General features: G+C 52.1%; 28 protein-coding genes. 23 read left to right on the top strand and 5 right to left on the bottom strand.

The genetic code is table 11. From position 1 onward, the window contains the following. Nucleotides 1–14: 14 nt before the first annotated feature. The 5 genes from B5G16_RS11200 to B5G16_RS11180 form a co-directional block, all read right to left on the bottom strand. Nucleotides 15–3,434, bottom strand: coding sequence for a TonB-dependent receptor (locus tag B5G16_RS11200; protein ID WP_087263869.1), 3,420 nt, complete (start codon nt 3,432–3,434; stop codon nt 15–17). Nucleotides 3,435–3,609: 175 nt separating this feature from the next. Continuing rightward, complete coding sequence (locus tag B5G16_RS11195; RefSeq protein WP_087263867.1) at nt 3,610–4,539, bottom strand: FecR family protein; 930 nt, start codon at nt 4,537–4,539, stop codon at nt 3,610–3,612. Nucleotides 4,540–4,655: 116 nt separating this feature from the next. Beyond that, nucleotides 4,656–5,222, bottom strand: a complete 567-nt coding sequence (locus B5G16_RS11190) for an RNA polymerase sigma-70 factor (protein WP_087263865.1) — start codon at nt 5,220–5,222, stop codon at nt 4,656–4,658. Between the two features lie 132 nt (nt 5,223–5,354). Continuing rightward, nucleotides 5,355–6,587 (bottom strand): conjugal transfer protein MobB, encoded by a 1,233-nt coding sequence (gene mobB, locus B5G16_RS11185; protein WP_087263863.1) that lies wholly within the window; start codon nt 6,585–6,587, stop codon nt 5,355–5,357. Next, complete coding sequence (locus B5G16_RS11180) at nt 6,572–6,991, bottom strand: mobilization protein (protein WP_087263861.1); 420 nt, start codon at nt 6,989–6,991, stop codon at nt 6,572–6,574. Before B5G16_RS11180 ends, mobB begins: the two co-directional genes overlap by 16 nt. 530 nt (nt 6,992–7,521) lie before the next feature. Between B5G16_RS11180 and B5G16_RS11170 the strand changes: the two genes are divergently transcribed. From B5G16_RS11170 to B5G16_RS11065, 23 genes are all read left to right on the top strand, one after another. Beyond that, a complete protein-coding gene (locus tag B5G16_RS11170; RefSeq protein WP_087263855.1) occupies nt 7,522–8,283 on the top strand; it encodes a ParA family protein in 762 nt (253 codons plus the stop codon). Nucleotides 8,284–8,285: 2 nt separating this feature from the next. After that, a complete protein-coding gene (locus B5G16_RS11165; protein ID WP_087263853.1) occupies nt 8,286–8,711 on the top strand; it encodes a DUF3408 domain-containing protein in 426 nt (141 codons plus the stop codon). Nucleotides 8,712–8,713: 2 nt separating this feature from the next. After that, nucleotides 8,714–9,244, top strand: a complete 531-nt coding sequence (locus B5G16_RS11160) for a DUF3408 domain-containing protein (protein ID WP_087263850.1) — start codon at nt 8,714–8,716, stop codon at nt 9,242–9,244. Between the two features lie 290 nt (nt 9,245–9,534). Next, nucleotides 9,535–9,777, top strand: a complete 243-nt coding sequence (locus B5G16_RS11155) for a hypothetical protein (protein ID WP_087263848.1) — start codon at nt 9,535–9,537, stop codon at nt 9,775–9,777. A 160-nt stretch (nt 9,778–9,937) separates the two neighbouring features. Continuing rightward, complete coding sequence (locus tag B5G16_RS11150; RefSeq protein WP_087263846.1) at nt 9,938–10,234, top strand: DUF4134 domain-containing protein; 297 nt, start codon at nt 9,938–9,940, stop codon at nt 10,232–10,234. 1 nt (nt 10,235) lies between these two features. Further along, a complete protein-coding gene (locus tag B5G16_RS11145) occupies nt 10,236–10,565 on the top strand; it encodes a DUF4133 domain-containing protein (RefSeq protein WP_087263843.1) in 330 nt (109 codons plus the stop codon). Nucleotides 10,566–10,569: 4 nt separating this feature from the next. Continuing rightward, the gene (locus B5G16_RS11140; protein WP_087263841.1) at nt 10,570–13,095 is read left to right on the top strand and encodes a TraG family conjugative transposon ATPase; all 2,526 of its coding nucleotides are present in this window, start codon (nt 10,570–10,572) and stop codon (nt 13,093–13,095) included. Beyond that, the gene (locus B5G16_RS11135) at nt 13,092–13,472 is read left to right on the top strand and encodes a hypothetical protein (protein ID WP_087263838.1); all 381 of its coding nucleotides are present in this window, start codon (nt 13,092–13,094) and stop codon (nt 13,470–13,472) included. The genes B5G16_RS11140 and B5G16_RS11135 overlap by 4 nt, the downstream gene beginning before the upstream one ends. Further along, the gene (locus B5G16_RS11130) at nt 13,469–13,921 is read left to right on the top strand and encodes a hypothetical protein (RefSeq protein WP_087263836.1); all 453 of its coding nucleotides are present in this window, start codon (nt 13,469–13,471) and stop codon (nt 13,919–13,921) included. Before B5G16_RS11135 ends, B5G16_RS11130 begins: the two co-directional genes overlap by 4 nt. Continuing rightward, nucleotides 13,918–14,979, top strand: a complete 1,062-nt coding sequence (locus B5G16_RS11125) for a hypothetical protein (protein WP_143260880.1) — start codon at nt 13,918–13,920, stop codon at nt 14,977–14,979. Before B5G16_RS11130 ends, B5G16_RS11125 begins: the two co-directional genes overlap by 4 nt. A gap of 23 nt (nt 14,980–15,002) precedes the next feature. Next, the gene (locus B5G16_RS11120; RefSeq protein ID WP_087263896.1) at nt 15,003–15,206 is read left to right on the top strand and encodes a DUF4141 domain-containing protein; all 204 of its coding nucleotides are present in this window, start codon (nt 15,003–15,005) and stop codon (nt 15,204–15,206) included. A 625-nt stretch (nt 15,207–15,831) separates the two neighbouring features. Next, on the top strand, nt 15,832–17,511 hold the full coding sequence (ltrA, locus tag B5G16_RS11115; protein ID WP_087263832.1) for a group II intron reverse transcriptase/maturase: 1,680 nt from the start codon (nt 15,832–15,834) through the stop codon (nt 17,509–17,511). After that, the gene (locus B5G16_RS11110; protein ID WP_087263830.1) at nt 17,495–18,037 is read left to right on the top strand and encodes a conjugal transfer protein TraI; all 543 of its coding nucleotides are present in this window, start codon (nt 17,495–17,497) and stop codon (nt 18,035–18,037) included. Before ltrA ends, B5G16_RS11110 begins: the two co-directional genes overlap by 17 nt. A gap of 2 nt (nt 18,038–18,039) precedes the next feature. Beyond that, on the top strand, nt 18,040–19,095 hold the full coding sequence (traJ, locus tag B5G16_RS11105; RefSeq protein WP_087263828.1) for a conjugative transposon protein TraJ: 1,056 nt from the start codon (nt 18,040–18,042) through the stop codon (nt 19,093–19,095). A 7-nt stretch (nt 19,096–19,102) separates the two neighbouring features. After that, complete coding sequence (gene traK / locus B5G16_RS11100) at nt 19,103–19,726, top strand: conjugative transposon protein TraK (protein ID WP_087263826.1); 624 nt, start codon at nt 19,103–19,105, stop codon at nt 19,724–19,726. After that, nucleotides 19,716–19,934: a hypothetical protein gene (locus B5G16_RS11095; RefSeq protein WP_087263824.1), complete on the top strand. Its 219-nt coding sequence runs from the start codon at nt 19,716–19,718 to the stop codon at nt 19,932–19,934. Before traK ends, B5G16_RS11095 begins: the two co-directional genes overlap by 11 nt. 2 nt (nt 19,935–19,936) lie before the next feature. Continuing rightward, nucleotides 19,937–21,139 (top strand): conjugative transposon protein TraM, encoded by a 1,203-nt coding sequence (gene traM / locus B5G16_RS11090; RefSeq protein ID WP_087263822.1) that lies wholly within the window; start codon nt 19,937–19,939, stop codon nt 21,137–21,139. Between the two features lie 11 nt (nt 21,140–21,150). Then, nucleotides 21,151–22,041 carry a conjugative transposon protein TraN gene (gene traN, locus B5G16_RS11085; protein WP_087263820.1) on the top strand — a complete coding sequence of 297 codons (891 nt, stop codon included), beginning with the start codon at nt 21,151–21,153 and terminating at the stop codon, nt 22,039–22,041. A 249-nt stretch (nt 22,042–22,290) separates the two neighbouring features. Beyond that, nucleotides 22,291–23,358, top strand: coding sequence for a Fic family protein (locus B5G16_RS11080; protein WP_087263819.1), 1,068 nt, complete (start codon nt 22,291–22,293; stop codon nt 23,356–23,358). Nucleotides 23,359–23,416: 58 nt separating this feature from the next. Next, nucleotides 23,417–23,866 carry a RusA family crossover junction endodeoxyribonuclease gene (locus B5G16_RS11075; protein WP_087263817.1) on the top strand — a complete coding sequence of 150 codons (450 nt, stop codon included), beginning with the start codon at nt 23,417–23,419 and terminating at the stop codon, nt 23,864–23,866. Next, nucleotides 23,863–24,327 carry a restriction endonuclease gene (locus tag B5G16_RS11070; RefSeq protein ID WP_087263815.1) on the top strand — a complete coding sequence of 155 codons (465 nt, stop codon included), beginning with the start codon at nt 23,863–23,865 and terminating at the stop codon, nt 24,325–24,327. Before B5G16_RS11075 ends, B5G16_RS11070 begins: the two co-directional genes overlap by 4 nt. Continuing rightward, a complete protein-coding gene (locus B5G16_RS13040; protein ID WP_162612065.1) occupies nt 24,321–24,494 on the top strand; it encodes a hypothetical protein in 174 nt (57 codons plus the stop codon). The genes B5G16_RS11070 and B5G16_RS13040 overlap by 7 nt, the downstream gene beginning before the upstream one ends. A 25-nt stretch (nt 24,495–24,519) precedes the next feature. Then, on the top strand, nt 24,520–26,363 hold a 1,844-nt coding region (locus B5G16_RS11065; protein WP_143260879.1), incomplete at its 3' end, for an ATP-dependent nuclease.

Raw genomic sequence — 26,363 nt, 5'->3', positions numbered from 1 at the left:
TCTGTTTTTCTTTATTAGAAAGTAATGTCGAGACCGAAATTGACACTGCGGATGTTCGGGTATGCATACCGCGTATTATCCGTTTCGGGATCGAGGCCATCATAAGGGGTCAGCACGAAAGGATTCTGAATCTCGGCGTAAAGCCGGATATTGGAGGTCCATCCGCGTGTCCATGATTTCGGGAAGGTATAACCCAACGTAATATTGCGGCATCGGATAAACCAAATCTTTCGATAGAAATAATCACTGCCAAGACTTCCGAAACTTGCTGAACTCATCATCATGGTAGGATACTTGGCATCGAGATTGTCGTGCGACCAGGTGTCTTTCAGGGTAACCGGTTTGTTGTGTCCGGTCGAAAGGCCACCGGAAGTGTTCCATGTCCATTTATAGCTGCCACTGTGCCACAAGCCGAACTGTCCGTAGAAATAAATATTCAGATCCAGATTTTTCCAGCGGAACGTATTGTTGAAGCCCATCAAGTAGTCCGGATCGGCACTTCCCAGCAAGACTCCGTCTGCATCGTCGATTTTTCCGTCCGGTTTCCCCGAATGCCGCGGACGTCCGTGTTCGTCGACCAAAATAGCGCCGGTGCTATCATAAAGATAAGAATCTCTATCGATAAGTTTCACCTCTCCGGGAATCGCCCCCGGCATATGCGAAATATCGTCTCCCGGTTGAATCAGCCCATTCGACAAATAGGTGTAAATCGGACGTACCGGAGCATAGTACTCTTCATAAATGTTCGGTTGCCAATTGTCGGCCCGCTCCAACCAGCGATCCCGGTAAAATGAGAAAGTAAGGTCGGATTTCCACGTAAAATTCTTATGCTCAATAACGGTGGCATTTACGGTCAATTCAACACCCTGACTCTTCGTTTTGCCGATATTGTCGGCAATGGTTTTGATTTCATTATAAACCTGAAGCGACCGGGTATTCAGCAGGTCAGAGATTACACGACGGAAATATTCAGCCGTAATATTCAGTCGATTGTTGAAGAACCCAAGATCCAGACCAAAATTCCATTCAGCAGTGGTCTCCCATTTCAGATTCGGATTTCCGATTTGATACAATGTGACGGCCGGATGACGTTTATTGCCGATTACGACACCGGATCCGCTTCGATAGTACGTAACCGCTCCGTCCATAGTCGATGAGTTGCCAGTCTGACCGTAACCTATGCGCAGTTTGCCATTGGAGAGTACGCCTTTCGCTCCTTCCATGAATTTTTCTTCGGAGAAACGCCATGCAGCGGCTGCAGAGGGGAAATAACCCCATCGATGATTGGCGGCAAAAGCGGACGACCCGTCTACACGCAACGTAGCAGTCAGCAGATAACGGTCGTCGTAATTGTAATTCAACCGTCCGAAGAACGAAGCCATTTCGCTTTTTCTACGATACGAATGAACCGCAGGGCGCACGGCGGCACCCAGGTCGAGATTGTCGTAACCGAAGATGTCTGTCATGAAATCACTGTTCATACCGTTCAGACGCTCATGGTTGAATTGCTGAAACGAATAACCGATCATAGCGTTTAATGTATGTCTGCTATTCCAAGTCTTCACATAATTGGCTGTCAAATCCAACAGGTAGTCCGATTCGTCGATTTTAGCCAACGAGGCCTCTCCCGGAGAGGAAGGGCCCAGCGAAGCCGGTACATAACGACCGCTCTCCTGGTTTTTGCGATCGATGCCGACTTGTGCTTTGAGCGTTAAATCGGCAATGGGATTGATCTCCAAAAACGCAGTCGTCAACAAACGGTCTTTTGTTTGGTCTTTTATGATATCGAGCAAGGCGACCGGGTTGTGTTCATACGATGCAGAAGGATTGACTCCCCATTCCCCGTTCGCCTCTTTCACCGGAATCAGCGGGTTGAATGATGCCGCCGATTCGAGCGATGCGTCGTCGCCATGCGAGACATTGCGTGAAAGCGTCAAGTTGACGCCGACTTTCGCCCACTTGGCAATTTTTTGTTCCAAGTTCACTCGTCCCGTATAACGGGAAATATCGTTATTACGCACCAGACCGTTCTGACGGAAATAATTGAACGATACGAAATATTTCGTCCAGTCCGTACCGCCGGTCATTGAAATATTGTGCTGTGTCTGGAAACCCGTGCGCGAGATTGCATCGAACCAGTCCGTATCGCAATACGGGAAAAGGATCGCCGCATCGGTGTATCGAGGCGTATATTTCACTGTGACATCGGACAACTCTTTTCCTCCGTAGACACCGATACCGTTATCCATCAGATACTTTTCATAATAATAGCGATTGGTCTGACGCATGAAATCAGAAGCGCTGAGCATTTCGTATTTTTTTGCATAGAACTGCACCGATGCGGATCCTGAATAGGAGACCTTGGGGGCTCCTGTCGCACCTCGTTTGGTGGTTATGAGAATGACGCCATTCGCCGCCCGAGAACCATAGATGGCTGTCGACGAAGCATCTTTCAACACATCGATGGATTCGATATCGTTCGGATTCAAGGTTCCGAGAATATTGTCGAATATCTGTCCCTCGTTCATCGACTCCGATTCGTAGTCGTTTTGAGGATTTACGGGAAATCCGTCGATAATGATCAAAGGATCGTTACTCGCCGAAACCGAGGCTGCACCGCGAATGCGCATCGTCGTCGCGGCACCGGGTTGTGCGCTGGTCAGATTGACCTGCAAACCGGCCGCCTTGCCGGCCAAAGCATGCGAAATGGAAGATACGGTGTTGACAGGCTCGTCGGTCATTTTAATCGACGATACGGCTCCTGTCAGATCCTTTTTCTTCATCGTGCCGTAACCGATGACCACGACCTCTTCCATCCCGACTGACGAATCGTGCAGCGTAACATCGACCTCGGTACGGTTCCCGATCGGCTGTTCCATCGATTCATAACCTATAAAACTGACCGAAAGCACCGGATTGTCGACAGACTGCGGAACGGAAAGCGCATAGGAGCCATCCACACCGGTACTTGCACCGACAGTAGTTCCCTTGATAACGACCGTAGCTCCGATCACGGGCTGTCCGGAGCCGTCGACCACCTTACCTTTCAGAACTCTTTGTCCGCTTTTTTGGCCTTCGGATTTCGAAGGTTTCGAGGCCGTGCCGGGGGTCTTGGGCATAAGCACGATATTGCCTCCGTCGATTCGGTATACGACTTTGGTGCCTTTGAACATTTCGTCCAAAGTTTTGCCGAGCGGTTGTTTTACGACTTTTACTGAGATTTTAGTCGTCAAATCGCAATCCTTATCATAGACGAAGAGGTATTTCGTCTGCTTCTCGATCTCTTCCATTCCTTGCTTGAGCGGAGCATCCTTCAGATCAAGAGATATCAAGGAGTTTTGCGCGCGACACAATTGAGGAGCGGATAGAAAGACGAACGTGAATAATGCGAAAGTAAGCGAGCGTGTAATTTGCTGAATACTTTTTTTATACATAACTTTGTGGGTTAAGAATCGAAAATGTGTATTACATGATTGGATGATGTAACTTTTTTTGATTCTGACCGTAGGGCTGCATTCCTACGGTCTTTTTTGAATCATAAGATACGATCAGATAGTATTGTTTATCATAGGCTTCAGTTTAGGTTAGTATCTTAGCATTAAAGGATGATTATCGTATGTAAACTCGATTCGTTTCATAATCGATTTCGAATGTACGATCCGTGTCGGCCAATAATATTTTCAGAGCATGTTCCAACCCCTCGACAATCCGAATCTTACCCTGATATTTGATGACAGGCACCTCTTTGCATTGCAATTCCATCTTGACGTTGTACGCCCGTTCTATTTTTGCTGCGAGATGGGTGAATGAGGATGAGTTCAGAGCGATAATGCCGTCGGGCCACAGATAGTCGTCCGGGCGTTCGATGGATCGCGTGACGAGATGTCCGTTCTGCAAATCGGCGTACTGGCCTGCGATAAGCGTCGCCGTTTCATTTTGTCCGGTAGTGATGCGAACCTTTCCGCGCAGCAGGGCCGTCGAGAAGAGATCGTTCGCCTCATCCGCCAACACATCGAACTTCGTACCGAGCACCTCGACCGTTCCGGCATAGGTATGGACGATAAACGGCTGTCCCGGGCATTGTGCCACGTCGAACATGACCTCGCCCGTAATTTTCACGCAACGGCTCTGTCCGGAAAAGGCCACGGGATATTCCATCTTCGAATTGCCATTGAGCCAAACCTGCGTCCCGTCCTGCAAAACGGTATGTATTCGTTGGCCTTCGGGGGCGCATACCGTCAGCATCCGACTGCTGAAGTCTTTGATACGCCAAGCGCTGAACCAATAACCGCCCCCGACAATCAAGGCGATCATTGCTGCGGCAGAGACTGCGAAGCGACATACATTCCTCAATGTAAAAACCGACCGACGACGCGGAGCCGGAGCTGGGGCATGCAATACCATTGCATTGAATATTTCGTCCAAACGATCCATTTCATGCTGGTTCGCTTGATCCTCATCCAACCAATTCAGCACCGCCAACTCTTCTTGGGGAGTGGTTTCACACTGCATGAATCTAAAAAGTATCTCTCTGTCCATATATTTATTTTCTATCCATATATTTTTAACGAATAACCGGAACGACTTTACGCTAAATACGTAAAAAAAAGCGCCGGAAAGGACGCTTATGAGAAAAATAAATCGAATGCAAAATCTTAATTTGCATCCAACAGCAATAATATTAGGCTGACCGGGAGGTAGTCTTTCAATGCAACTTTTAACCGAGACAGGGCGCGTTGCATTTCAGTCGTAACCCTACGTACAGGAATACCGAGTTCATCGGCAATTTCGGCATAAGTTTTATTATAAAATCGATGCGCTTCAAAAACTTTTCGTGTAAGTTCAGGGAGATTCTCCAATTCACGTTGCACGATTTCAATCACTTCGGCGGAGAACAAACGCCCCGGATTACAAGCATTCAACGAACGGATATTGGCGGCATTCAATCGATTTTGAAGAGAATGCATATCCATTTGTTTCTGCAAATGGAGCCGCTGGGCATACAGCCAATCCAAACAACGGTTCTTGATGATCGTAGTAATATATCCCGGAATATTTACGTCAACAGGCAATTTGTCCCGATTCTCCCAAAATGCAGCAAATCCGTCCATCACCAAATCTTGTGCAACCTCAGGATCCCGGACATAACGACGAGCAATAATTACGAACCGAGCGTAATATTGCGTGTAAATTTCTTCGAAATGATCGTGACCGATTTGCATGCGGAAAAACAATACTCCTTGTATAAAATACGTAAAAAACTAAGTAAAGTTAATAAAAAAATTCCCCCCCCTCAAAAAATTGCGTAAGAAATTTCATCAAGATAAATCGTTGTCAATATAACATCCAATTTGTCAATACAATGATTTTCGGTCTTTTTTCCTTTTTTTTATTTGCTGCTGTAATTCTTCATAAGCCCATGTATCTGCTAAATCTAATACCGTATCGACGATTCCCGAGACAGGATTTACCGTATGGCTTCGCGGCTCGTATTTTTGTTCTGGGTATTGCTGTTCTGCAACCTGTTTGTTGTTTTTCAGTACCGGATACAATTCATTGAAAGTATTTGCAGAGAACTCCTTTCCCAACACTGATCCGTTGGCAACGATACCCGTATTGTGGTCTATAAACGTTACGCCGTAGATTCGTCCGATGGAATTAATTCGAAAGATCGCGTCAATATGGTCCGCTCCGAGCAGTTGCCGGAACTCGTCTCGCGTATTATGCGGACTCATGGCGTCCCTTGCTGTTTGCCGCAGCTGGTCGAGTGTGCCTTCTTTGTTCAGTTTTATTTTCGAGTTTTCATAATACCTTTGAAGGGCTTTATAACCTACGTCTTTCCCTATTTTGCTCGACTTGAACGGAGTGCCGATTCCATATCCGTCGTCGGTCAGGGCACCGTAGATAATCCCCGCATAATTTCTGCCGTCGATAGTTCCCGTACGTTCTTCGACCGAAATATTGAAGCGTTCCAGCAGCGTGCGAAACTCTCCGTAGGACGAGCATTTGTAATTTTGCAGGCATGATCTCACAACGGACGAGATCTGCTGTTTGACATTTCCCTCGGGATAATTCACCTTCCGCAGGCCCTCCCTGTCCGTCAGTTCCTGTCCCTTGACGCTCGGATGCAGGCCGTATTTCCGCTCCAAGTCTCGCAGAATCTCCATCGAGCGCCGGGCCTCGAAATCGTGCGGGAGTTTGCGGCCCTGCTCATCGACCCGCAGCGACACGATATGGAGATGCTCTCTGGAAATGTCCTTGTGCTTGAAAACAATATAAGGCTGTTCGCCGTAACCCATGCGTTCCATGTACTCACAGGCGATTTTCCGGAGCTGTTCGTCTGTCAGCCTGTCCTCCGGTGAAGGGTTCAGCGAGGCATGGAAAACCGTGTTCGTAGTCCTGCGGTTGGCTTCGAGATACGGTATGAAGCTCTCCATGCAGGCGTCAATATCAAGGCGTCCGCATTTATCGTATGGCTCCAGCATCTTCTGCCAGAAGAGCACCTCGGCTTCATCCTTATCCACTTTCTCCTTGTTATAGCGCAAAGCACCGCCGGGCGAGGAGCCCGATCTTATATTCGCAACCACTCCTTAGCCTGTTTTGCGAGGTTGAGAATCTCGATACTGAGGGCTTTCAGCTCGCGGGTTCGCTGCTCCAGCATAGCGATCTGATGCGGGATAGCAACGTTGGAAAAGTGCGCGTTGATGGCTTTTACAATCTGGTTATAGTTGTTCCCGAGCTTTTGAAATTGGAAATAAAAGTCGTTAAGCCGTGCGATGAATTGCACCTTCGAAGGGTCGCGTTTGACGACGACGAACTCTTCGGCGAAGATGCGTTTGACGATAAATCGGCTGCGGTTATGCTCCAATCCCGCCTTACAAAGCATCTGCTTAAAGCGGATATTCTCTTCCGTGGTGAGTTTGAAATTATACCTGTGAACCCTGGGGTCTGTTGTTGTCGGACGTCCGATCCTCTTTTTCGTGGTTGTCATCAGTCTGGTAGTTTAAGTGGCGTGACTCGGGAACGCCACCCGGCCTCGCAGAGCGAGCACCTTTGTATGCCGAAAAACTTTTCGGCATACAAAGGTACAGCTCGCTCCCGTCAGGCGACGGGTACAGTTCCGGCATTCGCAGAGGGCAATTCCTCTCTCGAAAAGGCATCTCCGAAACAAAAAATCATGGGCAGATTCTCCGCTGCAATATTACGAGGATATTCAGGGATTAAAAAGTGCGATTGTCGGCCATATAAGGCCTCCGGAGGACACCGGGAATCAACCCCCGAAAACTGCATTACCTTGCGGGCAAACGACCAACAATCCATCCATGAAACTGCTATTGTATTTGTTCATTGATCCTGCTTTTCAGGATTTCGGGAACAGCTTCCGTCATCTGTTCCTTCACGATGAAATGCTTCCCTTTGTTCGTGCCGGACCTTATTCCTGAATTCACGAACTCGGGAGTTCGTGCGTGAACGCACTCTTGAACAAACTTGTTAAATCGCGCCTTCCTGAAGAAATAAATTATGGAAAACACACCTGTAAGCATTGCCGTATGCAATCAAAAAGGCGGCGTTGGAAAATCAACCTTCACCGTTCTGCTTGCCAGTCATCTCCACTATACCTTGCAGCGTGACGTGCTGGTTGTCGACTGCGACTATCCCCAATGGTCGATCTACAATCAACGCACCCGCGAGTTGGAGATCCTCAATTTGAGCGATTATTACAAACTGATGGTCGCCCGTCAGTTCAAGGGAACCGATCGGAAATTCTGGCCCATCGTCAGCAGCACGCCGTCCGATGCTCTTGAGAAGACGGCACGACAACTGCAAAGCGATTATCATCCGCAGATTATCCTCTACGATTTGCCCGGGACAGTCAATACCGAAGGAGTGTTGCAGATCCTCTCCTCGCTGGATGCCCTTTTCATCCCGATCAAAGCCGACAAGGTCGTGCTGGAGAGTTCGCTCTCCTTTGCCCGTAGTCTTTATAACGGCATGGTTTGTAATGACCATCTCCGTCTGCGCAGCCTCCACCTCTTTTGGACGATGGTCGATCGCCGCGAGCGAACCCCGCTCTATGAACGCTATGAGGCGATCATCCGTCAGCTTCATCTGCCTGTCCTGAAGACACAGATTCCCTACCGGTCAAAATTCAACAAGGAACTTTTGGCTGACGGCACGGGAATCGGACGTTCGACGCTGCTGGCTCCGGAACGGACCTTTGCCCGCGAAGCGCAGATCGAGAACCTTGCGGCCGAGATTCTTTCGATGCTACAAATTTCATGAATATGGCCCGCAAGAACAAAGTGGAAGTCGACGAAGAGGCCATGCGCCGGATGATTGCGGGGCTGGTTCCGAAAACCGTGGATGTAGTGCAACCGGAGCACCCCCCGGATGAACCGCCTGCGGAAACCTCGCCACCCACCTCCGAAGAGCGCACTACGGGGCATTCAACCGAATCGCGCCGACAGAGGACGGTGGTCGTCCCCGAATTCGAACCGACCTTCATGTCGCTGTTGGATATTCATATTCGGGGAGCCCTCTATGTCAGTCTCGAGACGAAGAGTAAGATTCTCGAGGTCGTCAAAAAGATCGGAGGCGAGCGTATGACCGCCACCTCCTATGTTGAACAAATTCTGCGGCAGCATCTCGACCTCTACAAGGAGGAGATCAACCGCATCTACAAGGAACGAAGTACAAAAGATCTTTTATAGCCATGAACACATTTCATTTTTCAACCGATTGGGCAGCATCTCTGCTCATCCTTGCAAGTATCCTTCTTCTTATCCTGTGTTTCACCCTCTTCTTCGTTAGACGAAAACGGGAGAAGACCCAGCCGAAGGAAAATTCCGCGTCGGAATCAGTCGTTAGGGATCAAGAAGAGGACCCGGATTCCATCGAACAGGGCGAGAAGATTCCGGACGAAGAACCTGTTCAGATTGTTCTCACCGAGAAGGTCGCCCGAGTGGAAGAGATAATGCCTCCGATTCCAGTCTCCACGAAACGAGGCGCTGTCAAGCCCGATTTCCGGAAAACTTTTCTGCATCCTACGCCCTTCCAACGACGAGGCAGCGTCTATCTCAGCATGGAGACCAAGCGGCGGATTCACAGTGTCGTCCAACGGATTGGCGAAGGGAATCTGACCGTTACGGATTATGTCGAGAATATTATGAGACATCATCTTGATCTCTATCGGGACGAAATCAACCGCATCAATCGAACCCGGAATTTCAAGGACCTGGTGTAAGGATGGGCTTCCCGAGTTCCCTTCTCAAGAGAATTGCTCGATGGTTTCGGCCGTGGCTTCCGCAGCGGTGGAGAAAGTCCGCAGAATCCCGGGCTGACGGGTCGAACGACAAGGTCGATTTAGAGCAGGCCGCCGAGCCCCGCCGTGGAGAAACACCGTTGCTGATAATCCCGAAACACTATGCTGTTACCGGCCATCTGCGGCCTCGGAAGGCCATCCCGGCACCTGCGGAATCAAAGCCCGAAGATGCTGCTACATTTGTTCCGCCCCCGGCCGAAAAGCCGGCCTCGATGCAGGGCTGGGGCGAGCTGGTCCTCCAGGGTCCGATCCGCGAGAACGGCGAGACCGATGATCCGCAGGAGCCCCGGCCGCCGCTGCGGTTCCCGTCCCTGCAGAACAACGGCGAGTTGCACGATCCGGAGGTCCAGGCGCTGCTCCGGAGCGCCGAAGCGGGCGAGCGCATCCTCACGCCGGATGTTACGGAGGAGGAGCGCCGCGAAATCGAGAATTTTGACCTGCGAAACTATGTCTGACCCTCAAAAAAACGAATGCATGATGAACTGGAATCGGAATTACGGCTAATGCCCGAATGATTTGCTGCGGGAAGCAACTGGTTGCTTCCGTCTCGGTCGCAGACTGCCTCAAAAGGCGGGCTGCGGCCTTTTTCACACCCATTACCAAACTGCAAAACCGATGAAAAAAAGCGCAATCTTCTTGATTCTGATGCTACCTGCATCGCTTGTCTCCTTCGCACAGGGCAACGGCATGGCCGGAATCAGCGAGGCGACCAACATGGTCACCTCCTATTTCGACCCGCTCACCAAACTGATCTTCGCCGTGGCTGCCGTGCTGGGGCTGGTGGGCGGCGTCCGCGTCTACTCGAAGTTCAACAGCGGCGATCCCGACGCCTCGAAGTCCGCCACGGCGCTCTTCCTCTCGTGCGTCTTTCTGGTCATCGTCGGCACCGTCTTACGCTCCTTCTTCCTCTGACATGGCGCAGTACACCATCCACAAGGGCGTCGACCGTCAGGTCGAATTCCAGGGGCTGACCTCGCACTATCTGATTCTCTTTGTCGCCGGGCTGCTGGGCATCTTCCTGCTCTTTGTCATCCTCTACGCCGGAGGGGTTCCGCAGGGCATCTGCATCTTCTTCGCCGTTGCGGGCGGCAGCAGCCTCACTTGGGCAACCTTCTATCTGAACCGCCGCTTCGGGCCCCACGGCCTGATGAAACTCCTCGCCCTGCGGCAGCATCCGCGGCGCATCATCCACCGCCGGAGTGTGCGCCGCCTGCTCGAATGTCGAACCCTCCCCAAACGCTGATGCCATGCGAGGAACCCTGAAAACTTCGACCCTCGAGTCGAAATTCCCGCTGCTGGCCGTCGAGGGGAACTGCATCCTTTCGAAGTTCGCCGACGTGACGGCCGCCTTCCGCGTGACACTCCCGGAGCTCTTCACCCTGACGGCCGAGGAGTACGAGGCGCTGCACGCCACCTGGGTCAAGGCGCTGAAGGTTCTCCCGGACCACACCGTCGTCCACAAGCAGGATCTCTTCATTGAGGAGCGTTACGAAACACCCGATCCCGAGGCCGAGCGCACGTTTCTCTCCCGGGCCTATGAGCACCACTTCAACGAGCGACCCTTTCTGCGCCATACCTGCCACCTCTTCATCACGAAGAGCACCCCCGAACGGCTGCGGCAGACGAGTGCCGCGTCCGTGCTGTGCCGGGGCTTCATCATCCCGCAGGAGATCCGCGACGGGGATGCCGTGACCCGGTTTCTGGAGAGCGTCGCCCAGATGGAGCGTATCCTGAACGATTCGGGGCTGCTGCGGGTCGACCGCCTCACGGAGGCGGAGATCGTCGGTACGGATTCCGATGCGGGGCTGCTGGCCCGCTACTTCGCGCTCTCGGACGAGCGGCAGGCAGCGGTCAACGAGGACATCCGCCTCGATCCGGGCATGATGCGCATCGGCGACAAGCTGCTCTCGATGCACACGCTCTCCGATCTGGATCTCCTGCCGCAGAGCGTTGCGACGGATTTCCGCTACGAGCGTCTCTCGACCGACCGCTCGGAGTGCCGGCTCTCGTTTGCGGCCCCCGCAGGGCTGCTGCTCGGATGCTCGCACATCTACAACCAGTATCTCTTTCTGGACAACCACGACGAGACCCTCAAACGGCTCGAGGCCCGGGCCCGCAATATGAACTCGCTGGCGAACTATTCGCGCGGCAACGCCCTGAACAAGGAGTGGATCGACCTCTACCTGAACGAGGCCCATTCGCAGGGGCTGCGCTCCGTAAGATGCCACTGCAACGTCGTGGTCTGGGCCGAGAGCGAGGCGGAGCTCAAGCGGCTGCGCAACGACGTAGGGTCGCAGCTCGCCACGATGGGCTGCACGCCCCACCACAACACGGTGGACGTGCCGGTGCTCTTCTGGGCCGCCATCCCCGGCAACGAAGCCGACTTCCCCGCCGAGGAGAGCTTTCTGACCTTCCTCGAACAGGGGGTCTGCCTCTTCAACGGCGAAACGAACTACCGCTCGTCGCTCTCGCCCTTCGGCATCAAGATGGCCGACCGGCTCACGGGGGTTCCGCTCCATCTGGACATCTCGGACCTTCCGATGAAGCGCGGCATCACCACCAACCGCAACAAGTTCATCCTGGGGCCTTCGGGCAGCGGGAAGTCCTTCTTCACGAACCACATGGTCCGCCAGTATTACGAACAGGGGGCGCACATCCTGCTCGTCGATACGGGAAACTCCTACGAGGGGCTCTGCTCGCTGATCCACCGCACGACGCGGGGACGCGACGGCATCTACTTCACCTACACCGAGCAGGAGCCCATCGCCTTCAACCCCTTCTACGTCGAGGACGGGGTCTACGACATCGAGAAGCGCGAGTCGATCAAAACCCTGCTGCTGACGCTCTGGAAACGCGAATCCGAGGAGCCGACGCGCTCGGAGGAGGTGGCCCTGTCGAATGCCGTGAACCTCTACCTCTCGAAGCTCAAGACGGACGACTCAATCCGGCCCTCGTTCAACACCTTCTACGAGTTTCTCATCTCGGACTACCGTCGGCTGCTGGAGCAGAAGCACGTCCGCGAGAAGGATTTCGACCTGGCGAACCTGCTCAACGTGCTGGAGCCCTACTACCGGGGCGGCGAGTACGACTACCTGCTCAACTCCGACCGGCAGCTGGACCTGCTCTCAAAGCGCTTCATCGTCTTCGAGCTGGACAACATCTCCTCGAACCGCACGCTGCTTCCCGTGGTGACGATCATCATCATGGAGGTCTTCATCAACAAGATGCGGCGGCTGAAGGGCATCCGCAAGATGATCCTTATCGAAGAGTGCTGGAAGGCCCTCACCTCGGCCAACATGTCGACCTACATCCGCTACCTCTACAAAACGGTGCGCAAGTATTTCGGCGAGGCGGTCGTCGTTACGCAGGAGGTCGACGACATCATCTCCTCGCCGATCGTCAAGGAGTCGATCATCAACAATGCCGACTGCAAGATCCTCCTCGACCAGCGCAAGTACATGAACAAGTTCGACCAGATCCAGACGCTGCTCGGCCTTTCGGAGAAGGAGCGGGCGCAGATCCTCTCAATCAACCAGGCGAACGATCCCCGCCGCACCTACAAGGAGGTTTGGATCGGGCTCGGAGGCGTGCAGTCGGCGGTCTACGCCACGGAGGTCTCGACCGAGGAGTACCTCTGCTACACCACCGAGGAGCGGGAGAAGATGGAGGTGATGGCCCGGGCCGAGAAGCTCGGCGGCGACATCCAGGCAGCCATCCGCGCGCTGGCCCGCGAGCGGGAAGGCCAAAATCTCATTAAAAATTCCCAGCCATGAAACAGATCCTTTGGAGCTGTGCCGGGCTGCTGCTGGCGTTGCTGGCTCTGCTCGGCGGATTCCGGCTCTTCTACGATTTCGAATACCACAAGATCCGTCCTCTGTGCGGCGAGTGGCGTTCAACACTAAATGATACCCGGCTCGAAATCGACCATCAGGACGATGGTTTCTGGATTCGCATCCATCGCTACGACCCGCGGACCGGGCGTGAATCCTTTGAGAGGCACCCGCTGAAGTATGCCTCGTGCATCCATTACACAACCTATGGCGGTGCGCGTGTCGATCTCTTCCACACCCCTGGCTCCGACCTGTTGCTGGTCATTCCGGGAGGTATTTTCAAACGCGATTTGTCCAACCTTCAAAACGACTTACCATGAGTAGTACCCCAAACATCACCCCCTCGGAGGCACTCACGGCGCTGCGGGCCGAAATCCGACAGCGCACCCAGCTTGTGCGACTTATCACCTCGCTGCAGGAGGAGATCGCCTGTGACCGCATCTGCGGATCGTGGCTCTCGACGGAGAACAACCTCTCGGCCTCGATCCGCCGCATCTGCACCCGTACCTACCGGATGCTGATCTTCGACAACACGCTCTGCTACCGGCGGCTGGTGCAGGATACCGTCATCACGGCTGAGCGTCGCTCGCTGCTATTCGGCAGCCGCGACGATCCCCGCGACATGAATCCCATCGAGCTTGACCCCGAGAGCGACACGCTGCTCCTGGGCTGCTACGGGCGCTTTATCGCGGAGGAGCGAGCCTGCCGACGTGCGGAGCAGGAGAGCATTTCCGAGGAGTGTTTCACGGATCATGAACCCGAGGCATGAAGTGGCGCGAATTATTCGAGGGGTTCTTTCGCCCCGCGGCCGGGGATGAGTTCCAACAATGGGAGCCGACCCTACAGCGAACAAGGCAACTATTGGAGGCCCGGGACTTCCGGACGCTGGCCGATCTGGTCCGGGAGCATCGCCACTCGGAGCTGCTGACGCGGGGGATCGGGCTGGAGATGATGGCGCGTCTTCCGCAGCTCCTCACCTCGCCCGACGAGGCGGCCCGCCACGAGGTGCTGCAACTGATGGATGCCCTGCGCAGGACGCCCGCCATGAAGCACACGGGCCGGAAGCTGTCCAACCTGCCCGGGAATACCTCCCATCCGATCCACGGCGTGCTGGCCCTGCACACGCTCCTCGTGGATGCCTATCCCGAGCGGCATCCCGAAAGCCGGATGCAGCAGCCGACAACCGGGGAGGTGCAGGCGGCCATGCGTCTTGTCGACCGACTCTATCGCACGGGCATCTTCCGCGAACTGTGCCGCATGACGGAGGCCCCGACCTGGATGCAGCCGTCCTTCTATGTGGCCCGGCTCTACGGCTGGGATGTCGATTGCGAGATTCTGCAGGCCATGCGGCACGAGCGGGAAACGGCGACGCCCGGAGCCGATCCGCGGCGGATGCAGCAGCTCCGGGAGGAGATCTTCCGCACGGAGAACCACCTGGTCCGCGGCGCCGAGCGCACCATCGAAGGAATGCTCGAGATGCCCGTTCCACGGAGTTATGTCGAGCGCCTCGAGAGCGAATTAAACACGCTGGGCTGGCTGGCCCGCGCTCCGGAGCGCATCGACGATCCGCACACAAGTCGGCAGTTTCTCGACAAATACGAGATTCATCCGGGTCTGCCCCCGGAGGCACAGCGTGCCGAGGCGGAGGCGGCATTCCGGGAGCTCGACGCACGGCTTGTCCAGCTGACGGGCCGCGAAGCCCGGACGCACGAACTCGACCTCCGCGTCGCACAACCGGAGCGGGAGTCGGGGCGCACCTCCTTTCGCCGGGAGTACCCCGCGGTGATGCGACCCGCCGAAATAGTACCTCGCAAATTGAGACATTGAACGAACTTCAAAACCACCGAACCATGAAACCACGCATCATTCTGCTCTGCCTCGGGCTGCTCCTGACAGCCCGGGTTACGCAGGCACAATGGGTCGTTACTGACCCTTCAAATCTCGCACAGGGAATCATCAACTCCACCAAACAGATCGTCGAAGCGGCCCGCAACGGATCGACCCTCCTGCAAAGTTTTCAAGAGACCGTAAAGATCTACGAACAGGGGGTGTGACACGAAAAGTTACATAAATGACTGTTTAACAGAGGATAGTCCATCGTGTATGGAAGCTGAAGTTTAAACCTGCTGTTCCGTCAGCAGTAGCCTACGGGCGCGTGCATTACAAGCAATTGTTTTGTACGAAGCCGCCCGGACAAAGTAGCCCGCCGCAAGGAAAGCGGAAGCCGTGAGGCAGACGCAATTATCGCCAGCATCAGGCGGTTAGGGAGCGAGGCTGAGTGATATGGCTAACGTAAGTGAACTGTCATTGACGCATCGTAAGGTATGAAACAAGCTAAAGATGCTATAAGGCTTGAACCAAAAGGTAAGCAGCCGGATAACCTCGAACCTTGTGGGGTTACACGGACACAAGCGCTGCCGGTGTATAGACAGAGCCTAAGTCATTCGATGTCATTTATGTAAAACGTGGTAAGCCCGTATCTCTCCTGTTTAAGGACAGGTAAGTGAGCCGCAAGGCAAACCGAATGGGGTGCGGGTATAGGATTGCGGAAAAAGCGAATGCCCTTCTGTAATGGAATGGATAGGAGTTTCAATGTTACTCCACGGGAAACCGGGCAGACTTCCGCATTAGGTAACTCTTTACAAGAAACTTGTTGAACTTTTTAAAGGAGGAAAGCAAATGAACGAGATGAAAAGATCGTGTGCACCTACTGACCGACAGCCGCGCTGGGAGGATATCGACTGGGACAAATGCGACCGGGAGGTTAGAAAGCTGCAAGCACGTATTGTAAAGGCTCAAAAGGAAGGTCGCTACGGCAAGGTCAAATCCTTGCAGTGGCTGCTGACCCACTCGTTCACGGCCAAAGCTCTGGCTGTGAAACGGGTGACTTCCAACAAAGGGAAGAATACATCGGGAGTGGACAAGGTATTATGGTCTACTCCTGCAGCCAAGGCGAATGCCATTCGTGTGTTGAGAAGGCGGGATTACAGCCCCATGCCTTTGAAACGGGTAAACATTCGCAAGAGCAACGGGAAATTACGCCCGTTGGGAATACCCACGATGAAAGACAGAGCCATGCAGGCATTGTATCTCATGGCATTAGACCCCGTAGCAGAAACTACTGCGGACAACCATTCCTACGGATTCCGCAAAGAGAGGTGCACGGGTGATGCCATCCATCAATGCTACATCAATCTGTCCAAAGAATCATCGCCGCAGTGGGTTCTGGAGGGCGACATTAAAGGATGCTTCGACCACATCAGCCATGAATGGCTGCTCAACAATATCCCGATGGATAAAGTGATGCTCCGGAAATGGCTTAAAAGCGGTTTTGTATTCAACAAACAGCTCTTTCCCACCGAAGAGGGTACTCCCCAGGGAGGTATCATATCGCCGACTCTTGCGAACATGACGCTTGACGGCCTGCAAGCAATGCTCGAAACCAGATTTCAGAGAATTGATTTGTATGGGCCCCGAAGAACGTATTATCCGAAAGTGCACCTTATCCGCTACGCAGATGACTTCATCGTCACCGCTCAACGTAGGGATATGTTGGAACAGGAGGTCATGCCGATGATCAAAGAGTTTCTTCAAGCCCGGGGGCTTACCCTGTCAGAAGAGAAGACGAAGATAACTCACATTGAAGATGGCTTTGACTTTCTGGGCTTCAATATTCGGAAGTACAAGGGCAAGCTCCTCATTATGCCGTCTAAGGAAAGCCAAAAGAGATTCCAGCAGAAAGTAAATGAGATCGTCAATTCTCACAAAACAATCCCGCAGGAATCACTCATCAGGCTTCTTAATCCGGTCATAACCGGGTGGGCGAACTATTACCAACACGTCGTGTCAGGCAGGATTTTCCAGAAGATGGACTTCCACGTCTACCAGAAACTTTTGCAATGGTCGCTCCGGCGACATCCGGCGAAAGGGAAATGGTGGGTAGTCGAAAAGTATTTCCACAGACACCGGGGCAGGACATGGGTTTTTGCCGCACCTTTCGACAAGGAGGGCAGAATGGAACTGTTCCCGATCAAGTGGCTGACGGATACTAAAATTACCCGCTATGCAAAGCTGAAATGCGATGCCAATCCCTATGATCCGGAATGGCGGGAGTATTTCGAGAGGCGGGAAACCCGCTTGATGCTCCAGTCTGCGAAAGGCAGAAACACGATTGTCCGAATCTGGAAACGCCAACAGCGCAGATGTCCCTGCTGCGGGGAACCCATAACCCGGAATACCCCCTGGAGGGTTTCCGAGAAAACGGTAAACGGACATGCCGAGCGAACGCTTGTGCATAACCACTGCGGCAGGTTTAATGTCAAACCCTTTAACAAAGAAGAATATGAGCCGGTTTCATAACAGAAACTTTGAGTTGCTTGAGCCGTATGATGCGAAAGTATCATGTACGGTTCTTAGAGGGGAAAGCATCCGCAAGGATGCCGACCTACTCGACAAGCGATATTACGACGCGCTGAAGGCGGTCAACAACCTCGTCCGCTCGGCCCGCAAGGTCCAGCAGTGCATGCTGCTCGTCGGGGAGATCTCCGACATCTACGTCAACGGCTATCAGCGCATGGTGGTCGATGACAACTTCTCGGCCGCGGAACTGGCCGCCATCGCCACGGGATATGCCCGGATTATCGAGGAGTCGGCAGGGGAGCTCAAGGAGCTGCAGGATATTGTCAACCCCACGGACATGTCGCTGACGGACAAGGACCGCATCGACGTGGTGGAACGGGTCTACGGCGTGCTGCGCCACCATCGGGATCTGGCCCGCTACTACACGCGCAAGAACATCTCCATCTCGCTGCTGCGCGGCGCCCGGCGCAACGACCTCGACCGTGTGATGGCCCTTTACGGAACCGACGAACAACGATACTGGTAGCGATGGTACAGGCACTTTCCATTTCGGAGAACATCCACACGATTCTCCGCGTCCTCTATGACGACATGATGGTTCTCTGCTATCCGATGGCCAAAGTTGCCACGGCCATAGCCGGAATCGGGGCTCTGGTCTACATCGCCTGCCGCATCTGGCAGGCAATGGCCCGGGCCGAACCCATTGACCTCTTCCCGTTGCTGCGACCTATGGCGATCGGCATTTGCATCATGTTCTTTCCGACCCTTGTGCTCGGGTCGCTCAACGGAATCCTCTCTCCTCTGGTGCAGGCCACCCACTCGCTGATGGTCGGCCAAACCTTTGACATGCAGGAGTGGCGGCAGGAGTGTGCACGCCTTGAACAGGAGAGCCGCGAGCGGCTTCCGGCAGAGAGCTACTACACCGAGGATGAGGAGAAGGAGCGCGAGCTACAGGCTCTGGGCATCGACGAGCAGTCGCAACAGGCCCTCGACAGGATGCAGAGCGAGCGGAAGTCGTGGAGCTTCAAGGGGATGATCCTGAAGGCCCTTACCGCGATCATGGAGCTCTTCTTCGCCGCGGCAGGTGTGATCCTCGACGTGCTGCGGACCTTCTACCTGATTGTCCTCTCGCTGCTCGGGCCCATCGCCTTCGCCATCTCGATCTTCGACGGATTTCAGAACACCCTGGTACAGTGGTTCTCCAAGTACATCTCCATCTACCTGTGGCTTCCCATCTCGGATCTCTTTTCGGCCATCATCGCCCGGCTGCAAACCCTCTCGCTGCAGCACGATGCCGAGATGATGGCGCAGGACTACAACTGGTATTTTGACATGTCGAACAGCATCAATCTGATCTTCATCCTCGTGGCCATCTGCGGCTATCTCTGCATCCCTTCAATCGCCTCGTGGGTCGTGCAGGCCAACGGCTTCTCCTCCTACAACCGGACCATCTCGCGCGCCACGTCGCTTGTGAGCGGCGGTGCCGGCTGGATTACCGGGAAGGTCTGGGCCGGGACCAAAAGCACGGTCGGAGCCGCCGGAAAGGGGCTAGCCTCCGCAGCTCGCCTGATCCTCAAAAAATAATCGCATCATGGAATTCAAATCATTGCTGAACATCGAAACCTCCTTCCGGCAGCTGCGCCTCTATGCGCTCATCTTCGCCGGAATCTGCACCGTGGTGACCATCACGGCCGTCAGCCTCTCGTATGCCTTTGCCGAACGGCAGCGCGAGAAGATCTACGTTCTGGACAACGGGCGCTCGCTCATGGTCGCCCTCTCGCAGGACCTTGCCCAGAACCGGCCCGTCGAGGCCCGCGAGCATGTGCGGCGCTTCCACGAACTCTTCTTCTCGCTCTCGCCCGACAAGGCGGCCATCGAGTCGAACATGGAGCGGGCCCTGCAGATGGCCGACAAGAGCGCGCTCTCCTACTACAAGCTCCTGCAGGAGAAGGGATTCTTCAACCGGCTGATTGCCGCTAACATCTCGCAGATGGTCCATGTGGACAGTATCCGCTGCAACTTCGACCGCTATCTCTACGAAGCCACGACCTACGCCCGGCAGCGCATCATGCGCGAGAATACGATTACCGAGCGGTCGCTCGTCACGACCTGCCGACTGGTCAACGTCTCCCGTTCGGACAACAACCCGCAGGGATTTCTGGTCGAGGATCTGATGATTGTCGAAAATAAGGACTTGCAGACCTATGACCGTTAAAGTGTTTATCCAAAGCCGCGTGCGCTGGCTGCGACGACGCATCCGGCGCTGGCACGACCATCTCACGCCCCGAACCCGGCGGTGCATCCTCCTGGGGATGTTTCTGCTGCTGGTCGGGCTCTACGGGTTGCTGCTCTTCGGCCCGGCACCGCGATTCGACTTCGGGAGGATGGCACCTCCCTCTTTGGAAAACCTGAAATTTCGATAACCATGGAAGAGAGACAAAAAAACACACCGACGTCCGATTCCACCACGGCATTCGAGCGTCAGCGAAAAAGAAAAGTCATTCTGGTGGCCGCAGTCGGAAGTTGTCTGGTCATCGGATTCATCTGGTTTCTCTTCAAACCCGCGCCCACGATCGGCGAGGGGCAGGCAGGAATCAACACCACGCTGCCCGACGGCAAGGCCCCGAAGATCGAGGGCGACAAGCGCAAGGCCGCGGAGCGCGTGGCCAGCGAGGAGCAGTCCCGCAACCGAATGATGACCCTCGGGGACAACTCCTTCTCGCTGCTCGATGAGGAGCTTCGCAACACGGAGCCGCAGTCTCCGACCGATGATCCCGTGCGCCGGGCTGCCGAGGCAAACCGCGCCATGCAGCAGCAGGCCCGGCAATTCTACGCCGCACCGCCGCGCAATGCCGAGGTTGAAGAACTCCGCGAGCAGGTCGCCTCTCTGCAGCAGCAACTCGACATCGAGCGGCAGCAGCCCGACCCGATGGAGGTGGCCGAGGAGCAGTACCGCCTCGCACAGCGCTACCTCGGAGGCGGGGCAGGGGTTTCAAGCGAAGCCGACGGTGCGAAATCCTCGGGACGTTTCAGCGTCATGCGACCTGTCCGCGAGGGCGATGTCCGGGCTTCGACCCTCAATCCGCGGATCGACTCCGCACGGGAGCGCAACATCGGGTTTCTGACGGCCGCAGGCCTTCTTCCGGAGGATACGGCTCCGACCATCCGGGCCTGCGTCGCGCAGACACAGGTCGTGCGTGTAGGTTCGACAATCGCCCTCCGGCTATTGGAACCGGTACGCATCGACGGAGCGATTATCCCCCGCAACACGCCGCTCTATGGCGCCGTCTCCGTAACGACCGACCGGCTGCGGGTGACGGTAACCTCTATCGAATACCGGGGGCGCATCTTCCAGGTACAGGCCGAGGCGTATGATCTCGACGGCCAGCCGGGGATCAACGTCCCCAACTCCCGTGAGCGGACTGCCCTCAAGGAGGCACTGGCTTCCGTGGGACAGACGGCCGGAACGAGCGTGAACATCACCCATTCGGCCGGGCAGCAGGTCCTCGCAGAGCTGGCACGAGGAGGAATTCAGGCATCCTCCCGCTACCTCTCCGAGAAGCTCCGTGAGGTACGCATCACCCTCAAGGCCAACCACCAGATTCTGTTAATCTCCAAAGAAAACTAAACGACAGCACCATGAAACGAGACCTCATTTATCTATCGCTTCTGGCCGCTCTTTTTGCCGCAGCCAAAGTCATGGCCCAAAACGACGAGACCACGTCCCAACAGGAGCTCACGCCCCGTACCATCGAGGTAGGATTTACGAAAACCGTGCATATCCTCTTCCCGGCGCCCGTAACCTACATCGACATCGGCTCGATGGCCATCATCGCCGGGAAGGCCGACGGTGCGGAGAATGTCGTGCGGGTGAAGGCCGCCGTGCGCGACTTTGCGGAGGAGACCAACCTCACGGTGATTACCGAGGATGGCGGGTTCTACACCTTCGATGCCCGGTATGCTGAGAACCCCTCCACGTCGACCATCGAGATTGCGGCCGCGGAGAGTCCGGCGCCACAGCCTGCGTCAGCCTCGGAGCCTGCCCGTGCGGACGAGGGGCGCGTGCTGCTCCGCGAGGTGGGGCGGGAACGTCCTGCCACAGTGAAGCGCGTATTGAGCGACATATACCGCCAGAACCGCGCGGACGTAAAGGGAATCCACACCCGGAAATACGGTGTGGAGGTCGAGGTGCGGGGAATCTACGTCCACAACGACGTAATCTACCTCCATGTGCAGATTGCCAACAACACGAACATCTCCTTCGAGGTGGACTATTGCCGCTTTGTCGTCGCGGACCGCAAGGCGGCCAAACGCACGGCTCAACAGCAGCGCATCATCGAACCGCTGCGGGTCTGCAACGACCCCTCGATTGTGCGCGGGCACCAGCGCCAGCGCATCGTCTTCGCTCTTCCGAAGCTGACACTCGAGGAGGACAAGATTCTCCTGCTGGAGATTGCCGAGAAGGACGGGGCTCGTCACCAGTGCCTCGAAATTTCGAGCAGGGAGCTGCTCGGAGCGAAGGCATTGTAAGGATTGCAAGGAATAATAAACTTCGTAGCAAGTAAGCCGTTAAGAAAATTAGCGACCTACTTGCTTTTTTATATCCACTCCACAAGTCTGGAACTGCTTATCCCAACTCGCGATTATCGTGTGAACCAGATTTTCACACAGACTAAACCTTCAAAACATATTCTAAAAACAGGCAAAAAGGTTATACACATACAACCTTTTCCAGGAATTATATTATCTTTGTAATATGGTTGGAAAATAGATGTCCGTATGAAATATCTTAACATAAAAAAGGCCCTTGCGGCATGGCAGAATTTGCAGCCACTGTCGGAGAAGGATAAAGAACGGCTTAGCCGACGTTTTACAGTGGATTTCAATTACAACAGCAACCACATTGAAGGTAACACGTTAACTTATGGACAGACAGAAATTCTGCTGCTTTTCGGCAAAGTGATTGGGGAGGCAGACGTGCGTGACGTACAAGAAATGACCGCAAGTAACGTAGGCCTGCGAATGATGACGGAAGAAGCTGCGGTGAAGGGAGTGCCATTGACACAGAATTTTATCCGGACATTACATAAAACCATATTACGAGAAGATTATACTGTTTATCGTAATTTGCCTGGCGGCATGCAAACAAGTTATGTAATTCATGCCGGCCAGTATAAAACACGGCCGAACAGTGTTATTACGCGGTATGGGGACAGATTCGAATATGCTTCACCCGAGGAGACTCCTGGATTAATGGGAGATCTGGTGGATTGGTATAATGCCGCGGAGAAAGAGGGAAAACTATCTCCGGTAGAGTTGGCCGCACTGTTTCACTATCGTTATATACGCATTCATCCATTCGAGGACGGCAACGGTCGTATTGCAAGACTGATGGTAAACTACATTCTGACTCGCCATGATTATCCGATGATTGTCGTCCGAAGCCGCAGAAAGAGTGAATATTTGGAAGCCTTGCATCAAACGGATCTCGAAGCAGGTCCTGTCCCCAGTGATGGAGCCCATGCAGGAATCAAGGAGATCCGTCCTTTTTTGAAATATTTCAATGCCTTGGTGGCTACGGAAGTGTATAATGATGTGCTGTTCGTAAGCGAAAGTAATGAGAATGTATGGTGGTATGATGGGGAACGGATTGTCTTCCGAACACCCAATTATACGAAGATTCTGAACGCTATGCGAACACAACCGACATTGACGCTTGCGGACATGAAAGAGGAAACGGGTATCAGTGGAACAGCCATACAGAAGCTGTTGGATCAATTGATTTCAAAAAAGTATGTGGAGCGAGGCGAGAAGGAAGGGAGCTGGAGAGTATTTGTAACACAATAATATATCCTGTACGAATGAAAAATAAACTTGATTTTATAAAATTTCAGAATCTTGTAAAATGGAATTAGTAATTCGTGATTTAGTTCCGCTATCATATAATTCTCGGGATAAAGAGAAGAAATCGGAATATCGAAAACAGATACGTTCAGCATTTCAACGAAAATATAAGGGCAGAGTACCAACATTCCCTGCAAATGAAGAATTATACGCCAGAGTATATTTTTTTACAAGCAATGGAGTGAACGTAGATTGTGATAATATCAGTAAATCAATTTGGGATGCAGTTAATAAATTAGTGTATGTGGATGACCGTAAGATAGTGATGCGAACTGCAGCTGTTATAGATGTAAACATTCATCAATTTAGCATCATAGATACCTCTTCAATTGAGAGCGAAGTGGCTGCCGATTTGATACAAAGATTAACAGATACAGAAGTTAAGTGCTTGTATATAGAATGCAATAAGTTTCAAGAGTCAATGATAAAAATAGGAGTAGAACACATATGAAACCATTGAAAGATTATTTAATCAAGAATTTTGAGAAGTCTACACTCGAACAGATTGCAGATGATTATCGAGAAAAGGGATACACCATAAAACGAGGTGTAAGGGTTGGGCCGTACAAAGTAGATCTTTCAGCCAGGAAAGATGATGAAGCTATATATATTGAACTAAAGACTCATAGTGAAAATCCTGAGGCAAAGCGAAGGATAAAAGCCTTGATGGACTATTTTAAAAAAAATGAACCCAATGCAAAATTTATAGTAGCAATTTCTCGTATTCCAGAGTTAAAGGAAATAAAGTTTGATGAGATTGAGACTATATTGAGTGATTTTTTTACGATAAATGTACCTCCAGATCTTGATATTCTTTCCACTCATACAAGAATAGATGAAGTGCATCAAGTTAACATAAATGCAAAAGTATTCAACAAGGGAATTTTTATATCACTTGTAATGGAATGGTAGATGTGTCACTTCAGTATGGCTCTGATTCTGAACAAGAAATTGGAGATGAGCCAATGCGGATATCGTTCCCTTTCAAGTTTAAAGGGAGAATTAGATATAATGGTCAAGATTATAGTGTAGAAGAATATAATGAACTGAAGATTGATACTGATGCGTATTATATGTGAAATATAACATCTAAATTAGCTCACGATGTACCTTGCAATACTTAAGCTTTGGAATTTCAGAAAATATTGTGCTGGCACAGATAATAAACCAGGATTAGAGATTCATTTTCGAAATGGTGTTAATGTGTTAATTGGCGAAAATGATTCCGGAAAAACAGCCATAGTGGATGCCATTCGTTATGTGCTGAGAACACAAAGCGGAGAATTTATTCAATTTGATGATAAAGATTTTTATCAAGACCCTGCTGGGAACAGAAAGGACGAATTCAAAATAGAGTGCGTATTTGACGGAATAAATGAGCAAGACGCTGGCTTATTCTGGGAATGGTTGTCGTGGAGCGAAGACAAGACAAAATATTTACTAAAAGTATGGCTATACGTCAAGCGGAAAGATAACGTAATAATGCCTACTTTCTCCGCAGGGATCGAAGGTCAAACTGATAGAATGGATTCTGAAGCAAGGGAACTTCTAAAAGTAGTATATTTTAAGCCACTTAGGGATGCGCTCACAGATATGACTCATGGGTATAAGTCAAGACTGGCACAGATTCTGGGTGCTCATGAACTTTTCAAAACGGAGAAAGACACGCAAGGCAACTTCACAAAACATCAACTTGAAACAGATTACGAACATCTGAAAAGTAAAATAGAGAACTATTTCAAGGTTGGAGGTAAAGGTCAAAACATAACAGACGAAATCAACAGTTTCCTAAAAGATCATTTTCTGTTGAAAGGTGACCCGCGGAAAGCTGAGGTTAAACTGACAGGAGGGGAACTGACAGAAATATTGAGACTACTCGATTTGATTATGGAAGGTAATAAATCGGGGCTGGGGACTCTCAACTTACTATGCATAGCGGCTGAAATGCTGCTCTTTAACAACCAGAAGAAAGGATTGAAATTAGCTCTTGTGGAAGAATTGGAGGCTCACCTTCATCCTCAATATCAATTGAGACTGATTGAATATATTTCTTCCCAAAAGAAAAATGAGCAATTTATCCTTTCAACCCATAGCATTACATTGGCATCGAAGATAAAGTTGGCGAATATGATTGTGCTGAAAGGTAATGATGCATTTCCCATGTCATCAGAATATACAAAAATGAAGCCAGCCGACTACAAATTTTTAGAAAGATTCCTCGATGCAACAAAAGCCAACTTATTCTTTGCCAGAGGGCTAATCATGGTGGAGGGTGATGCAGAAAATCTGCTAATACCTGCTATAGCCCAATTGATTGGGAAGAATCTTTATCAGTATGGTGTATCCGTTGTGAACGTGGGAAGTACAGCATATAAAAGATATGTCAATATATTCAAGCGCAAAGATGGAAAATCATTTGGAATGCCTATAGCTGTTATTTCTGATCTGGATGTCAGAGCTCTTGAATATTACGATGACAACAGTAAAGATCGAAAAACTCCGAAATATTGGTTGAGAGATGATCTAAGGCCTGAGTTAGAGAAAATTTCAACCGAAGTAGATTATGATGCTATGTCAACTGTCTTCGGGAGTAAATCTGCCTTTGAGGAAGAGGTCAGGGAGCATAAGAACGCTGATTTTAAACCTATTGGTGAAACAATAGACCGCATGAAGGCTATACTAACAGAAGATAAAAGAGTGATCTTAAATAAAGATATATTAGCTCGGATTCGAGAAGAAAAGAGAATGCGATTAGAAAATGCCATCAATGCAGATAAAATCAAAATATTCCTGCCACAAGCATGGACATTAGAATATGAGATTGCTAGAAGGGTAGTGTTTCAAAAAGTGTGTCTGGGGAGGTGCCTTCAGATTCTTCAGATATGCAAATATAGCGATTCTTGGTTTCAGAACAACACGCCGCGGCGTGTTGTTCTTCTTTTTGTGTT

This window comes from Alistipes sp. An66, from assembly GCF_002161445.1.
Lineage (GTDB): Bacteria > Bacteroidota > Bacteroidia > Bacteroidales > Rikenellaceae > Alistipes > Alistipes cottocaccae.
Note: the sequence above shows the minus strand (reverse complement) of the source record. Positions and strands in the feature narration are given on the sequence as shown.